The organism is Candidatus Galacturonatibacter soehngenii (assembly GCF_008830185.1).
GTDB classification, from domain to species: domain Bacteria; phylum Bacillota; class Clostridia; order Lachnospirales; family Lachnospiraceae; genus Lachnotalea; species Lachnotalea soehngenii.
This window is the reverse complement of record NZ_WAGX01000008.1, coordinates 58,637-74,097: the sequence shown is the minus strand read 5'-3', so window position 1 is coordinate 74,097 and position 15,461 is coordinate 58,637. Positions and strand designations below refer to the sequence as shown.

At 33.7% G+C, this 15,461-nt stretch carries 13 protein-coding genes; 4 read left to right on the top strand and 9 right to left on the bottom strand.

Going from position 1 to position 15,461, the window contains the following annotated elements:
* Positions 1-253 precede the first annotated feature (253 nt).
* Positions 254-520, top strand: a complete 267-nt coding sequence (locus tag F7O84_RS17450) for a DUF6171 family protein (protein ID WP_151148244.1) — start codon at positions 254-256, stop codon at positions 518-520.
* Between the two features lie 51 nt (positions 521-571).
* Here the strand turns inward: F7O84_RS17450 and F7O84_RS17445 are convergent, their stop codons facing one another.
* The 6 genes from F7O84_RS17445 to F7O84_RS17420 form a co-directional block, all read right to left on the bottom strand.
* Entirely contained in the window at positions 572-1,603 is a 1,032-nt protein-coding gene (locus F7O84_RS17445; protein WP_151148242.1) for a glycoside hydrolase family 88/105 protein, read from the bottom strand.
* Positions 1,604-1,769: 166 nt separating this feature from the next.
* Positions 1,770-3,431, bottom strand: a complete 1,662-nt coding sequence (locus tag F7O84_RS17440) for an extracellular solute-binding protein (RefSeq protein ID WP_151148240.1) — start codon at positions 3,429-3,431, stop codon at positions 1,770-1,772.
* A gap of 67 nt (positions 3,432-3,498) precedes the next feature.
* Positions 3,499-4,422 carry a carbohydrate ABC transporter permease gene (locus tag F7O84_RS17435; protein ID WP_243140941.1) on the bottom strand — a complete coding sequence of 308 codons (924 nt, stop codon included), beginning with the start codon at positions 4,420-4,422 and terminating at the stop codon, positions 3,499-3,501.
* 14 nt (positions 4,423-4,436) lie between these two features.
* A complete protein-coding gene (locus F7O84_RS17430; protein WP_151148238.1) occupies positions 4,437-5,408 on the bottom strand; it encodes an ABC transporter permease in 972 nt (323 codons plus the stop codon).
* Positions 5,409-5,717: 309 nt separating this feature from the next.
* Positions 5,718-8,036: a helix-turn-helix domain-containing protein gene (locus tag F7O84_RS17425; protein WP_151148236.1), complete on the bottom strand. Its 2,319-nt coding sequence runs from the start codon at positions 8,034-8,036 to the stop codon at positions 5,718-5,720.
* 211 nt (positions 8,037-8,247) lie between these two features.
* A complete protein-coding gene (locus F7O84_RS17420) occupies positions 8,248-8,667 on the bottom strand; it encodes an HIT family protein (RefSeq protein ID WP_151148234.1) in 420 nt (139 codons plus the stop codon).
* Positions 8,668-8,953: 286 nt separating this feature from the next.
* Between F7O84_RS17420 and F7O84_RS17415 the strand changes: the two genes are divergently transcribed.
* Positions 8,954-10,747 (top strand): GDSL-type esterase/lipase family protein, encoded by a 1,794-nt coding sequence (locus F7O84_RS17415; RefSeq protein ID WP_151148232.1) that lies wholly within the window; start codon positions 8,954-8,956, stop codon positions 10,745-10,747.
* 42 nt (positions 10,748-10,789) lie between these two features.
* Here the strand turns inward: F7O84_RS17415 and ybaK are convergent, their stop codons facing one another.
* From ybaK to F7O84_RS17400, 3 genes are all read right to left on the bottom strand, one after another.
* Positions 10,790-11,266 carry a Cys-tRNA(Pro) deacylase gene (ybaK, locus tag F7O84_RS17410; protein WP_151148230.1) on the bottom strand — a complete coding sequence of 159 codons (477 nt, stop codon included), beginning with the start codon at positions 11,264-11,266 and terminating at the stop codon, positions 10,790-10,792.
* 64 nt (positions 11,267-11,330) lie between these two features.
* Positions 11,331-11,741: a protease complex subunit PrcB family protein gene (locus tag F7O84_RS17405; RefSeq protein WP_151148228.1), complete on the bottom strand. Its 411-nt coding sequence runs from the start codon at positions 11,739-11,741 to the stop codon at positions 11,331-11,333.
* A 79-nt stretch (positions 11,742-11,820) separates the two neighbouring features.
* Complete coding sequence (locus F7O84_RS17400; protein WP_151148226.1) at positions 11,821-12,606, bottom strand: IclR family transcriptional regulator; 786 nt, start codon at positions 12,604-12,606, stop codon at positions 11,821-11,823.
* A 476-nt stretch (positions 12,607-13,082) separates the two neighbouring features.
* Here F7O84_RS17400 and F7O84_RS17395 point away from each other — a divergent pair, with 476 nt between their 5' ends.
* A complete protein-coding gene (locus tag F7O84_RS17395) occupies positions 13,083-14,045 on the top strand; it encodes a VOC family protein (RefSeq protein ID WP_151148224.1) in 963 nt (320 codons plus the stop codon).
* 64 nt (positions 14,046-14,109) lie between these two features.
* Positions 14,110-15,141: a sugar kinase gene (locus tag F7O84_RS17390; RefSeq protein ID WP_151148223.1), complete on the top strand. Its 1,032-nt coding sequence runs from the start codon at positions 14,110-14,112 to the stop codon at positions 15,139-15,141.
* Positions 15,142-15,461 lie beyond the last annotated feature (320 nt).

The following is a 15,461-nucleotide window of genomic DNA, read 5'->3' as shown; positions in this document are numbered from 1 at the left end:
TATATTCTTCTTGATTAGTTCCAATATATCCCCTCCAATTTGCTTATTTTATCATCTTTACAGCCACTATAAGATATCTGTTTATGCTACTCTATTTATATTGAGAGAATCTATATTTTATGCTACCATTTTCAAAATTCCTTCAATATGTTATACTAATGTCACTAAGAGTGATAATCGTCTAATTACACTTATCTAGATCTTATAAAAACCTTGTAATTGTTAAATTCAATAAATTTAGAAAGGTAGAAACATGAGTGATTTAAGCCAAAAGCGCTTGTGTAAAAAATGTCTTTTATATGATTTTCCACAAGCTCAATACTTTACACATTTATACGAATATATTGATAGTTTAGATGATGATAGAAAGGTCGATGAGATAGAATATGATAAGAGACTAAATATATGTATTGCGTGCGAAGATTATTTCCAGGGAATGTGTCGCATATGCGGCTGTTTCGTTGAGTTAAGAGCCATTATTGGGGAAAACGAATGTGCTGCTCCTAATAAAAAGTGGTAGATGAATATAAAAGAAAGAAAAACAACTATTTCGTTGCTTTTCTTTCTTTTTTTACATATTCTTATCATTTAAAATAGAGGTTAAAAATGCAAGTGCAAGACCTTGTCCCCAGCCTTGAATCCAATCTTTTGGAATATTTCTGTATCCTTCTCTGTCATTCATAACAGCGGTACCACCAGATACATTTAATACCCTTCCATCTTCTGATATGTTTTGCATGATTCCATCTAATGCTTTTTGAATATATTTTGTATGAAGTGGATTTTGGTTTGTTACCATAGCTGCTGCAATACCACAAGCGGCTGATACCTCTTCATAAGATTCTTCATCGTCAAGTATGGTTCTCCATAATCCATTTTCTGTTTGTAATAGTTTAAGAGCTCCAAGTTGATCTCTTAGCGCGCATTCAATATCCATATAAATAGGGTATAAATAAGGCTGAGGTAATCTTCTTTTTACCTGAGACATTGTGTATGCTGCCCAGCAGTTAGCTCTTCCCCAATAAAAACCTGACATATGGTCTTTTTTAATGTTATTATATCCATGATACCAAAGACTTGTAGATGGATCTTGTAAATACTTAATATGCCAGTAATATTGATTGAGGGCATCCTCAATTATGTCTTTGTCCTCTAACTTCACGCCAACTCTTAGCAAAAAGAAGGCTGCCATAAAAAGAGTGTCTGCCCAAGCTTGTTCTGGAAAATCATTTTTTATCGATACTGTATGTTGAAGCACACGATCGCCAAAGCGAAGTGCGTGATTTCTAATATAATCTACTTTACTAAGTACGATATCCCAATACTTTTCATCACCTGTATTTTCGTAAAGAGTAATCATTGCATGTCCCATTGCACATGTATTAACTGTCCAATCTGGAAGACCTAATTCAATGTATTCATCTGTCCAGTTTTTAAGCATCTCAAGATACTTTTCATTTTTCGTTGCCTCATAAGCTTCAGACACACCGTAATAGGCAACTCCACATGGCCACTCCCAAGTCATATCCATTGTCATAGTCTTTTTTACAATCTGATCAATGGCCTTTAAAATCTGGTTTTCATCATAATTGATTTTAAACATAATTTCCTCCATCTTAATGTTGCTTTCAAACATCTTTCTAAAATATTTCCCCTTCCATGGTAACATAGAAGGGGAAATATTGACATGTCATATCTTATACTGTAAGCACCTAAAGCTTGTATTATACTCTCTTATGTGCATACGTACTTCGATTTACTTTTTAAGCTTAATTATAACTTCCAGCTTCGATTGCTTGTGTTTTTTCATCAAGAATCTCTTGATATCCAGCTGATAAGTAATCTTCTACTGCTTTTTGATAAGTTGCTTCAAAATCTGCTTCTGGTGCAAGAACGCATTTTACATAAAGTTCTTTCCATAAGTCGTTTAATGTTGTCTTGTACTCTGCAACACTTTCAATTACAACAGAATATAATGCATCTGGTGTCATGAATTCTTTGTAGTCATTAAAATACTTATAAGAATCTTCCACTAAATACTCATATCCAACTGGAGCCCAGTTTGCAAGATTTGCTTTGTAGTTAAGTTCGTCTTTTTCATACTGTGCACTTTCAGTTACTAAAGCCCAATAATCTTTGTTATTGTTTTGTGATAATGCTGATTCACCTGTAAAGTCAGGGTTTTTCACTGCTAAACCATCTGCATCTAATGTATAGTTCTCACCTTCTACACCATTTTGTAAGAAGAATAAGTTTTCAGGTTGACTCATCCATTCCAAATACATCCATACTGCAGCTCTTTCTTCATCTGAAGTAGTTGAATTAATTCCCATGATGAATCCAAATGGCCAGTAAGCTCTTGACTGTGGCTTTGTTCCTTCTGGTGATAATGCTGCTGGGTCTAATACTGCAAATTTAGCATTTGGATCGTTTGCTAATGTTGAGCTAATAACATCTGTACTACTTGCTAAATATAGCGCGAATGTTCCTGATGCACCTGATACGAAATCAGCTTTTATGGAAGCTTCATCCGTATTTAAGTAAAATTCAGGATCAATTAAACCATTGTTATACTGATAATTTAAATTCTTTAAGTAGTCATGTGTAGGAGCCCAAGGAAGTGCTGCTACAGAAAGATCTGAATAAAGAGCTCTATCTTTTTCATCGATTGGCCATGCACGGAAAGGATAATCATAAGTAAAGTTGTTATGCTCTAATTTTCCGCCTCCATTACCAAGTCCTGCATCCTTCCATGCCTTAAATACTGCGTTTAATTCTTCTAAGTTATGAGGCATTTCCATGTTTACTTTTTCCAACCAGTCCTGACGGATTAATGTCATATAGTTATATGCATCCGTACGTTCTGCAAAGAAGAAAGTAGGTTTTCCATCAACGGAACCATATTTTGAAATCGTTTCACCCATATTTCCAAAGTAAGTCGGAGCATAGTTTGCGATTTCACCTAAATCAAGCTCTTGCATTGCACCTTCACTATAATATGCTAGAGCTTGTGGCATATCATAATGGAAAATAATATCTGGAGCCGTTCCAGCTGCTAGCATTTGTGTATAATCGGTTACTTCAGTTGATCTTCCGATTGCAACAAATTCAACGGTTACATTGTATTTCTCGCCGAATTCTTTCTGAATCCATTTGGTATAATAGTTATCGGTTACATTCCATCCTTCAAACGCTCTGTCATATACAGGGATTTGAATTGTTACATTTTCTGGGAAACCTTGTGAGTAATCAGCGTAGCTTCCTGTTGTTTCTGTCGTATCTTTTGACTCGGTTGCATCAGTTCCTTCAGCTGTATTTTCAGCCTTGTCTGTTGTTTCCGTTTTTTTGCTTCCACCGCATCCTGCGAGTGATGCTGCAACCATGGAGCACGCCAAAGTAAGAGCAGCCACTTTTTTAAAAGTCTTTTTCATATACCTTTACCTCCTTAAATGTATACCTTTTATTATATAGTAATAGGAAATTCCTAATAACTATCACTTAACCTTTTACTGATCCAATCATTGTGCCTTGTACAAAGTATTTTTGAACGAATGGGTAAACACATATAATAGGAATCGTTGCAAACATAATACATGATGCCTTTAATACCTCTGGATTCGTAAGCTGAGCGGAACCCTCAACTGCAGCCTGAAAGCTCTCTGTCGCTGCAACTACCAAGTAATATAGCTTTAACTGTAATGGTCTTAAATCGGTTCTTTGTTTGATATAAAACAATGCATCCTGATAAGCATTCCATCTTCCTACTGCGTAGAATAAGGATAACGTTGCTATAATTGGTTTTGATAATGGTAAAACAATACTCCATAAGATTCGTATTTGTCCAGCTCCATCCAAATGTGCCGATTCTATTAAGCTGTCTGGAATTGAACTTTGTAATGAAGTTTTCATTATTAATAAGTTATATGGACTAAAAGCAAGTGGTAAAATCATAGCTGCCCAAGTATCTAGTAACCCCAATTGATTCATTAGCAAATATTCTGGTATAATACCACCTGAAAAATACATCGTAAACATAAATATAAATGTCAGTGCGGTTCTTCCTTTTAAATCTCTTCTAGAAAGTGGATAAGCTGCACATATGGTAATTATCATACCTACTATAGTAAATAATACCGTAACAACAACTGAAACATAAAGAGAACGTACGATACTTGCATCTGCAAAAATCTTTTTATACGCATCAAATGTGATACCCTTTGGCAAAAGAACAATTTTATTTGCTATAACAAAGGCCTCACCACTGATGGATTTTGACATAACATGTATAAACGGTAATACACAAGTCATCGCTACAAGTAAAATAAAAGTATATATAATAGCATCGATTCCTAAATTTTTAACTCTGGCTTTTGTCCAGGTTTTTTTTGTTTTTGGTAACATTACTTTTGATGTTGAGTCCATCCTAAAGCCTCCTTCTATAGTAAGCCTTCTTCACCGAGCTTTTTAGCAACACGGTCAGCGGCTAATACTAATATTAATCCTACTACCGATTGGAATAAACCAATCGCAGTAGCTTCACTAAATTTTCCACTCTTTATACCGTAATTATATACTAATACAGGAATTGTGGTCGTAAACTTGGTGGTCGCAACATTCATTAAAGCGAATACACTTTCGAAAGAACCTCCCATAATCTTACCAAGGTTCATAATTAACAATGTAACTATGGTTCCTTTGATACAAGGCAATGTAACGTTCATACATTTTGCCCATCGACCAGCACCGTCTACGGTAGCTGCTTCATATAATTCTGTATTTACCCCTGTAATTGCCGCAAGATAAATAATGGTACCCCATCCCATACTCTGCCAAACGCTGATTGCTACATATGTAACCAACCAGTTATTATCTTGCTGTAGGAATGGAATTCTCGTTCCACCATTTGCAGCAATGATGTTATTAACAATACCAGTTGCCTGACCAAAAATTTGATACGCAATCGCACCTATAATAACGAAAGATAAAAAGTGTGGTAAATAAAGTAATGTCTGTGTAATTCTTTTAAAGTATTTATTTTTCACTTCATTTAATAGTAATGCAAGTATAATTGGCATTGGGAAGCCAAATAATAATGTTAAGCCATTTAATAGTAATGTGTTTCTTACTGATTTTCCAAAGTCTCTCATTTTAAATACTTTTTCAAATATCTCAAATCCAACCCATTCACTACCAGCAAACCCTTTTAAGATTTTATAATTTTTAAACGCAATTACTAATCCAGCCATTGAACCATATTTAAAAATCAAAGCAAATGCGAGTGGAATTAATAATAGTAAGTATAATTGCCAGTCCTTTTTTAAATAGAACATAATGCCATGTTTCTTTGGACCAACTGGTGAAACTGTTTTTAAAGCTTTTTCACCCTTTACTGCTTTGGCAGATTTCATAATATATTCCTCCTATTCAGTTTTCATTTGTATGTTTGCACACACTGAACTTACTCACACTATAATTGTTCTTACTAGCTTTGTAAATAATCATTTTTGATACAATGCTTTAATTTTGATAATGAAGAATCCCTTGATTTTACTGCATTTTTTGATTTTTTATTTTTATTTTACTATGTCTATTCATCTTATTATGCTCGAAAATTACCCCTTTTATTATCAAAAATGATTAAGAAAATCAAAAAAAATATCCATAAAACGATTCATTTTTCATCATTTTATGGATATTTTAACAATACGTCCCAATATTCATTGGTTATTTTTATAATCACTTGGCGAAACACCTTCATACTTCTTAAAAAATCGATTCACACTTTGTACATTTCGATAGCCCACTTCTTTGGCAATTTGACTAATGTTCATGTTTGAATGGAGTAATAATCGCTTTACTTCTTCAATTCTTAAGATATTGACATTGTCCATTAAGCTTTTTCCAGTTTCTTCTTTGACAAGCTTTCTTAAATAAGAATAACTAATTCCAATTTTTTCAGCAAGCTCTTCAAACACAATGTCTTCTTTATAATGCTCATTAATATATTTCATTATTTGTTCCCAATATCTCGTCTCATTTATCTCATCATTTTGATTAGAGCGTTCAATTATGGTTCGGTATAGTTCGCATAGGTATATCTCAATCTCTTCTAAAGTATCAAACTCCGCCAATTTAGAATATATATTACTGTTATGCGCCACAAGAATATTGGTATTCATATTATGTTCTGCCATGTACTTAATGGTGGCCCCTGCCAGCTGATTAAAAATAAATATAATATTATCATTCGTAATATTACTAATACTTCTGATGTCATTCATAATGACTCTTAATTCTTCTTCGATGCTATTTATATCACCAGTATTTAAATAATTTAATATTTTTTTCTCACTATTATAGGAATAATGATATTTTCGATTCTCATTATTTCTTGATTTATAAAAAATAATACTATTTCTTCCTTCTACCAAACGATTTTTAACCGCTTCTAATGCTTCAATGGTACAATCCTTAATTCCTTCATAATCATTATGAACCGCACTCACACCTATCGTAACCGTATACCCCATAATCTGTGAAGCTTCATTTTTTACAATGGTTAGAATGTTTCCAACCGTTCTTGGTACCTTGCTATGGTCATATTCCTTCATATTAATAATAATTCCAATCATACCACCAATATAGCGAACGCAACTGACATTATAGCCCTCTGGGAAGCTTTTTTCTATTTTTTCAAATAAAACATATCTATGATAACTTCTTATATCATGGTTTGTCTCATGTAAATATGAATTCATATTATCAATGGAAGCTAACGCTACCATATAATGATTGAAGGTAAATAACTTCTTCACTTCTTCTAATTCTGTTTCATTTGTTAATTCTCCCTGCATCAGATTGTGCAAGGCTAAACTCTTTGTTTCTTCCTCCCTTGCCTTTAACAACTTATGAAGGTTATCTTCTTGTTGTTGTAGCTGCGTAAAAGCATTCGCTATGAAAGCGAGCTCACTCTTGCTTTCTTCATATTCAACGCCTTCTCGCTCTTTTAATTCCTTGATTAGCTTTCTCATTGGCTTTGATAAGCTGGAAGCTATGAAAATAGAAAGTAAGGTTCCTACTATTATAATAACAATGGTAAGAAGGGTATATCTGGTTCTCATACTATATGATTTTTCCATAAGCTTGTCCATTGGATATTTTGCCACATATATCCAATTATTAAAGGAAGTACGATAGTACGTATACAAAACCTTCTCACTTTTATTACTTATATACTCAAATCCAGAAGTAAGTCCTCCTTTTATCAAGCTCTTTATATATTGATCCTCATCTAATTCACGAAATAGATTCTCTTTATTTACATCCGAAATTACAATTCCATTCTTATCAATCAACATTCCTTCCATTTCTGTTCCAAAACGGCTAGAATTCAAATACTTACATATTTCATTTTCCGAAACATTGATGACAATCGTTCCTTTTGTTGAAGTTACAAGTTTACTCAATCGAAAGACATAAGAAATAACTTCAACATCTAACTTTGTTCCATCTTCTACTTCATTCATGGTCTTTGCAGTTAAAATTCTAGGGTACCATACTCCTGTAGGACCTGACATTTGAGTTTGAGCATCCTCTAACCAATCAATACTTTCATAAGCTTCTAATCTAACAATTCCTTTATTCGTTGAAATTAGATAATCTGCGTTATCTAAATAAAAAAAGGCTGAATGGATTGCGCTGTTGTTATTTACAATCTCATCCAAAGCATCACCTATTTCAAATGCTTTGGAAACATTACTATAATCCTGATTTAGCTTTGTATAGGTATCTGCATCTTTTAAGGCATTAAACGTACTTCCTTTTACAATCTGTAAAACATTTCTCACTATATTATTTAAAACGGATTCAACCAAATCACTATTGGATTCTAACTTTGCCATTGCTGAATTGGCTATCTCTTCCTCCGAGTATTCAAGCATACTTTTACTGCTATAGTATGTAATAATGCTCGTTGGTACTACTAATAGTAAAACAAGTAGTATAATAAGTTCTAACAGAAATGGTACTCTCTTCATAGCATCCTCCACTATATACCTATTCACAACTTTTTAATGTATATTATAGAGTACATTTTACTATTTTTCAAGCTAACCTAAATAATTTAGTTTTTCTTAAAATAGAGAACTTATCTATCGTGGACACTTTTGCATTCAATAGAGTTATAAGGTGACTTCTTAGCAAAAAAGCAATCCGCTAAGTACGTACACGGATTGCTTTCTTTTACACTTATAGATTCTTTTTTATGGCTTCTACTAATTCATGGTATTCTTCATCCGTTAGAAATGTTTTCTGTGGATTCATTTGAAACGTTCCACCCCATTCATCTTTATCCTTGTATTTTGGAACTAAATGCATGTGAAGATGGCATCCTGTATCACCATACATTCCATAATTAATCTTGTCTGGGTGGAATGTTTTGTGCATTGCAGTTGCAACTTTAGCTACATCTGCCATAAAGGCATTTCTTTCTTCTTCTGTAATATTTACAATTTCACTCACATGGTCTTTGTATGCTACTATAAATCGACCTCTTTTACTTTGTTCTTTGAAAAGAATTAGACTGCTGACAGTAAGATCACATACGTATATGCCGAATGCATCTAGCAATTCTCCTCTCATACAATATGCACAATTTTGATCCTTCATGCTTTCCTCCATTCTGTGCCTCGCATTTTACTTGGCACTTTCGTACTAAGTTTTTCTTATACTCTTAACCGCGCTTCTACGAAGTAGATTAGCCTAATCAAGTTCTTCTTCATACACAATCACAGGGTACATTATGCGTATTTTATCACAAACGCTTTTGCTTAACAACGCCCCCACAAATATTTTTATGTTATTTTATTTTTTTCTATAGTATTATAGATTTTTATATACTTTAGTGTTACTTTATAATAAGAATAAAAATACCATTAGCAGCAGGAGGCTCAATATGTTTCAGAAAACATTTCAGTTCACAGATAACCCGATTAATGAGGCAATTACAATTTCTTCAAACACGTTATATACATTTGAACAAGGTTATGGTTTTTTAACGGAGGAGAATTGTTTTGAAAACGAACTATTACAGATACCCGAATTAAATAACGGCTTTGAACCGTGGTATTGGTACCAGGGCCATAAGCTAATTCATATCAATCAAGACAAATACGGATGCTTTCTTACACATTCTGAAATGCTTCCTCTTTCTTTTAAGGCAAATGTCCCTTCTTCTGGCAATTATAAGCTTAGAATTCACATAACTGCAGGAAAGGATCCTGTCAACCATCTTATGGTTTATACAGGACGAAGACACTTGGCACTTTTTCATAAAAGCTTACCTCCTTTTGAATCATATACATTTGAAACGGTTGTAAATGTATGTGACTTTATCCCGCGCGGGAGGGAGATCCCTTATACAGACCAATCAATTTGCGTTACTCTTGTTAGTGATGCAGCAAGAATTTCAAAACTTCACATAGAAGAAGTCAAGATTCCAACTATTTATATTGCGGGGGACTCTACTTTAACCGATCAAACTGGAACCTATCCTTATATTCCTGAAAACTGTTACTGTGGCTGGGGACAATTTTTGTCATTTTTTCTAAATCAAAAAGCCTCTATTTCAAACCATGCACATTCTGGACTTACTACTGAGAGTTTTCGTAGTGAAGGGCATTATTCTATCATAGAAAAAAATATAAAGGAGGGTGATTTTTTTCTATTGCAATTTGGACACAACGATCAAAAGTTAAGTCATTTAACTGCTTTTGGTGGTTATCGGAATAATGTAGTTGCCTATATTCGTGAAATAAGAAAAAAACGGGCCATTCCAGTACTCGTAACACCGCTTTGTCGCAATTCTTGGAAGGGTGTGGATGGAAGTTATCACGATTTATTAGAAGATTATAATCAAGTCATTCACCAGATTGGACAAGATGAGAAGGTTGCAGTAATTGACTTACATCAAAAAAGCTATGATTTTATAACTGGTATTGGTCTAGAAGATGCAAAGCGTTACTTTTTTCCAGGTGACTTTACACATACCAATGATTATGGTGGATATAAAATGGCTTCCTTAGTCGCAGAAGACTTTCATACGATATCCAAACTAAGTGGTTTTGTAACAGAGCACAAACCCGATTGGATTCCACCTGCTACAATTGAAGCAGCAAAACCTCCAAAGGGATTTGAACATCTAAAAAACTCGCCCGTCTCTTCATTCAAAGTAGAATTTACTGATATTGAGGAACTGGATAACAAAGATAAAATTATCGAGCTTACCGCAAGTGGAATAATTCCTAATAGTGAAAAAACATATCGACCAATGGATATGATTACTAGAGCCGAAGCACTTTTTATGGTAATAAAAATAGCTAACTTTTTTCCAACTAACGTATACAACGATATGTTTCAAGACATTGTTGGCCACGAATGGTACGCTGGATGTGTGGAGTGTGCATGGTCAAATGGAATTGTAGACCAAGTATTGGTTGATAAAAACTTTTATCCACAAAAGGAAGTTACGTATGAAGAATTAATTTCATTTATTGTAAATGGATATAAATGTAGAAAAAGCTTACCAAATATCACTCCTTTGGTCTTTTATAACTGTTCGAAATGGGCAACTTCGTATTACAATGCCGCTCATGCAATTGGGTTACTTAATACAGCAATTAAAAGCAATCAACTTCTCACAAGACAGACTAGTGCAGATATCCTTTATGCTTTTAAAAATATGATGTAAAAAACAAATCCCGCTAGAGCCATATCACTCTAACGGGACTTTCTACTTATTCTTTACTAAATCTGCTGTTTTTGCATCTGTAAACTGAATTAAGTCATCAGGATTTAAGATCAGTTGTGCACCTTTTATTCCCGCACTTACATAGATTTGTTCAAACAGTATCACTGTTTCATCAATAAAGGTAGGATATTTCTTTTTCATTCCAATTGGCGAGCAACCGCCTCGAACGTATCCAGTCAATCCTAACAATTCCTTGACAGGAACCAAGTCAATCTTTTTATCTTTGGTGAGTGCTGAAGCCTTTTTTAAATCCAATTCTTCATTGACTGGAATACAAAAAACCATGATTCCATTCTTTTCACCTCTTGCTACCAATGTTTTAAAGACCTGCTCACAAGGAAGACCTAGTTGCTTAGCAAGATGTTCACCAGACAAATCATTTTCATCAACTATGTATTCTTTTGTTTGAAAGTTAATATTTGCCTTTTCTAGTATTCTCATTGCATTTGTCTTAATCACTTTTATTCCTTCTTTCGTATCTTATGCTACTTTAATTTGTTTTACAGATTTAACTGTTACCATTTTATTCAAAAACTACACTTTTGTCCATATACTCTGTTTTTACAATTATGTACGGATAGGATAACCCTTCACTTATTTTTTCATCCTTTGAAGGACCAATTAGATTTGTCTTTACAAAGATTGCATTACTTGTAAGATATAAATCACTTACTGCAATGCTATAACCACCAGTTTTTTGCTCTCCATAGCCAACACAGATGAATAGGCTTTCGTTATCGGTATAAGTTATTTTAAACTCACCCGCTTTCTTTTCATCAATAATTTTTAACAATTCTTCTGGTATATCCTTCTCACTGACTATCGTAAACTCTAAGTCTCTTAATTTTTGATTGCTAGACTCCTCCATGGAACAACCGTTCAATAAAAATATCATAGAAATTACAACCACTATGACTCCTATAAATCGTTTCATTTTACCCCTTCCTATTATAAAAAATTCTACTATACAAAATATTAATAATTTTGCAATAGTAGAACTCTATCCTTAATTTTCAATTTTTTATTCGATATCCAAGTGCCATGGATAAATCGTTTTTTACTTGTAGTACATATTCTGCAAGTTCTTTTACTCTTTCATCTGTCATTCTGCTTAAAGGAGCTGAAATACTAAAAGCATATTTCGCTTTACCTCGATAATCATAGATGCAGGCAGCAATACACCTTACACCCATCTCATTTTCCTCATCGTCCATTGCATATCCACGTTCTCTTACAACCTCAAGTACCTTTAATAATTCCTCCAATGAAGTAATTGTCTTTGGAGTCTTTTTCTCAATGATACTTGCATTCCATATCTTTGTTACTTCTTCAATTGATAAGGAGGCAAGGATTGCTTTCCCCACACCCGAACAATACATTGGGTGAATTAATCCAATCTGTGAAACCATTCGTATGGAACTTACCTTTGACTCAACCTTATCAATATAGATAATATCATTTTCATTCCTTTGAACCAAATGAACCGTCTCTTGGCTAAGCTCGGCAAGTTGCTTCATATAGGAATGGGCAATTGGTAATATATCAATCTTATCAAGCAACTGACCTGAAAGACCTACGATTTTATAGGATAACATATATTTTTGCGTATCTTCATCCTGCCTGGCATATCCCATATATATTAATGATGTAAGCAGACGATGTACCGTACTTTTATGCAGACCCAAATGATTGCTTAAATCCATAAGTCCAATCGGCCCCATTTGCGCTAACGTTTCAAGAACCTGAAATATTCTCTCCGCTGATTGTATTGGATTTTTGTTTACGACATTTTCGTCCATTTATTTCTCCTTTTCTATTTCTATCATACAAAACAAGTTTCATGTTGCGAAACATTGTTATTTTATCACGCTTTCCATAAAAAAACAACAAAAGACATTTAAATATGTGAAACCTTGCTGTTTTTTCTTGACAACTGAATAAATGATAGTATAATTTATTATAGTATCGTTATGCGAAACATGGTTTTATATTATGAAACATACAATAAAATATAAAACAAAACGATAGGGCGAATATCTAAGTATATTTTAAACTCAAAGATAAGATACTACATATGAATTCTTTCAGAAGAAGTCTTCTGAGACACTTTGGAACTATGTTCCTTTTATAATAATAACATCTAAATCAAATTGGCTACTTCAATTTTCCCCTAGAATAAATTGGAGTGAATTTGTACGTATAGAGAATTCTATTTGCACTTAGCCAAAAGTGAATGATATGATGTTTCATAGTAAATGATAAGGAGAGATTTGTAATGAACGAAATATTACAGAAGATTCAAAAAATTGGTATTGTTCCAGTTATCAAACTTGATGATGCAAAAGATGCAAAACCTTTAGCAAAAGCATTATGTGAAGGTGGTCTTCCTTGTGCTGAGGTAACTTTTAGAACAGCTTGTGCTGCTGAAGCAATTAAGATTATGTCAACTGAATTTCCAGAAATGTTAGTTGGAGCAGGAACTGTTTTAACAACTCAACAAGTTGATGAAGCCGTTGAAGCAGGTGCTAAATTTATTGTTAGCCCAGGTCTTAATCCAAAAGTAGTAAAATATTGTGTAGACAAAGGAATCCCTGTAACTCCAGGAACTACAAATCCAAGTGATATTGAACAAGCAATTGAATTAGGATTAGATGTTGTTAAATTCTTCCCTGCTGAAGCAGCTGGTGGACTAAACATGATTAAATCAATGGCAGCTCCATATGTTAATATGAAATTCATGCCTACAGGTGGAATCAATGCAAGTAATTTAACTTCTTACCTTGATTTTCCTAAGATTATCGCTTGCGGTGGTAGCTGGATGGTAAATGATGCTTTAGTAAAAGCTGGCAAGTTTGACGAGATTACAAGACTTACGAAAGAAGCTGTTACCAATATGTTAGGCTTTGAAGTAAGACATGTTGGAATCAATGCAGCAAATGAAACAGAAGCGGATGCTACAGCTACTGCTTTTGAAAAAATGTTTGGATTTGAGAAAAAGGTTGGTTCAAGCTCTATATTTGCAGGACTTGGAGTAGAAGTTATGAAAACTCCATACCTTGGAGCACATGGACATATCGCTGTTGCTACAAATTATATTGAAAGAGCAAAATTCCATCTTGAAATGCAAGGCTTTAAATTTGATGAAGCAACTGCAAAACGTGATGATAAAGGAACTCTTAAAGCAATCTATTTTGAAGGCGAATTGAGCGGATTTGCTGTACATTTAGTTCAGAAATAAATAGAAATCCACAGGATATTCTATTCAATAAATATAATTGATTTTATTAATGGAGGAAACAAAAATGGCTAAAGTTGTAACCATGGGTGAGATAATGTTAAGATTATCAACACCAAATAATGAAAAATTTATTCAGGCTGATGAATTCGATGTAAATTACGGTGGTGGAGAAGCAAACGTTGCTGTATCCCTTGCTAATTATGGACATGATGCATCATTTGTAACTGCTGTACCTGATAATGAAATTGGTGAATGTGCAGTTGCTGCTCTTAGAAAATACAATGTTTGTACCAAACATATCGCAAAAGGTGGAGAAAGACTTGGTATCTATTTCTTAGAGACAGGTTCTGCAATGAGACCTTCTAAAGTTGTATACGATAGAGCTTATTCTTCAATTTCAACTGCTACTGCAGCAGATTTTGATTTTGACAAAATTTTTGAAGGTGCTGATTGGTTCCACTTTACAGGAATTACACCAGCTGTTTCTGATGCTGCTGCTGTATTAACAGAAGAAGCATTAAAAGCTGCTAAAAAACATGGTGTTACTGTATCAGTTGACCTTAACTTCCGTAAAAAATTATGGTCTTCTGAAAAAGCACAAAAAGTTATGACTAACTTAATGCAGTACGTTGATGTTTGTATCGGAAATGAAGAAGATGCTGAATTAGTATTAGGTTTCAAACCAGGTAATACAGATGTAACAAGTGGTGATCTTGAATTAGCTGGCTACAAAGATATTTTTGAGCAAATGGTTGACAAATTCGGATTCAAATATGCAGTAAGCTCTTTAAGAGTAAGTAACTCTGCATCAGATAACGGCTGGTCAGCTTGTATCTACAATGGAGAAACAAAAGAATTCTATCACTCAAAAGAATATCGTATTCGTCCAATTGTTGACCGTGTTGGTGGTGGTGACTCTTTTGCTGCTGGTGTAATCTGTGGTTTAGTTGACGGAAAAGACTTCAAAGAAGCTCTTGAATATGGTGTTGCTGCTTCTGCATTAAAGCATACAATTCCTGGTGATTTCAACCTTGTATCAAGAAAAGAAGTTGAAACATTAGCTGGTGGAGATGCTTCTGGTAGAGTACAACGCTAGAAATTATATTAATTTATGTTTAGATTTTAAATCAAAGGAAATTTAGGATTTCCTTTGATTTGAAATAGATTTCAATACAAAACCATACTATGTTAACCCATTCATTTTATGGTGTGTTTCAATAGAATTTTGCCAAGTTCTATTGTCCTAAATGATAATGTACCTTTTGCCAGAGGTACATTATTTTTTTACCACTCTTAACTTCTGAAACACTTACTTCGTTTGATAATTCCAATTTCTTTTGTTAATAATATACAAATTTTTACATTTTTTTTATACATTTCAGGGATTTTTTATTTTTTCATTTGCAAACGTTTACA

Bases quoted from the DNA above. Each gene is read 5' to 3' on its own strand.
- F7O84_RS17450 (WP_151148244.1), top strand. From the start codon at position 254: ATGAGTGATTTAAGCCAAAAGCGCTTGTGTAAAAAATGTCTTTTATAT.
- F7O84_RS17445 (WP_151148242.1), bottom strand. From the start codon at position 1,603: ATGTTTAAAATCAATTATGATGAAAACCAGATTTTAAAGGCCATTGAT.
- F7O84_RS17440 (WP_151148240.1), bottom strand. From the start codon at position 3,431: ATGAAAAAGACTTTTAAAAAAGTGGCTGCTCTTACTTTGGCGTGCTCC.
- F7O84_RS17435 (WP_243140941.1), bottom strand. From the start codon at position 4,422: ATGGACTCAACATCAAAAGTAATGTTACCAAAAACAAAAAAAACCTGG.
- F7O84_RS17430 (WP_151148238.1), bottom strand. From the start codon at position 5,408: ATGAAATCTGCCAAAGCAGTAAAGGGTGAAAAAGCTTTAAAAACAGTT.
- F7O84_RS17425 (WP_151148236.1), bottom strand. From the start codon at position 8,036: ATGAAGAGAGTACCATTTCTGTTAGAACTTATTATACTACTTGTTTTA.
- F7O84_RS17420 (WP_151148234.1), bottom strand. From the start codon at position 8,667: ATGAAGGATCAAAATTGTGCATATTGTATGAGAGGAGAATTGCTAGAT.
- F7O84_RS17415 (WP_151148232.1), top strand. From the start codon at position 8,954: ATGTTTCAGAAAACATTTCAGTTCACAGATAACCCGATTAATGAGGCA.
- F7O84_RS17405 (WP_151148228.1), bottom strand. From the start codon at position 11,741: ATGAAACGATTTATAGGAGTCATAGTGGTTGTAATTTCTATGATATTT.
- F7O84_RS17400 (WP_151148226.1), bottom strand. From the start codon at position 12,606: ATGGACGAAAATGTCGTAAACAAAAATCCAATACAATCAGCGGAGAGA.
- F7O84_RS17395 (WP_151148224.1), top strand. From the start codon at position 13,083: ATGAACGAAATATTACAGAAGATTCAAAAAATTGGTATTGTTCCAGTT.
- F7O84_RS17390 (WP_151148223.1), top strand. From the start codon at position 14,110: ATGGCTAAAGTTGTAACCATGGGTGAGATAATGTTAAGATTATCAACA.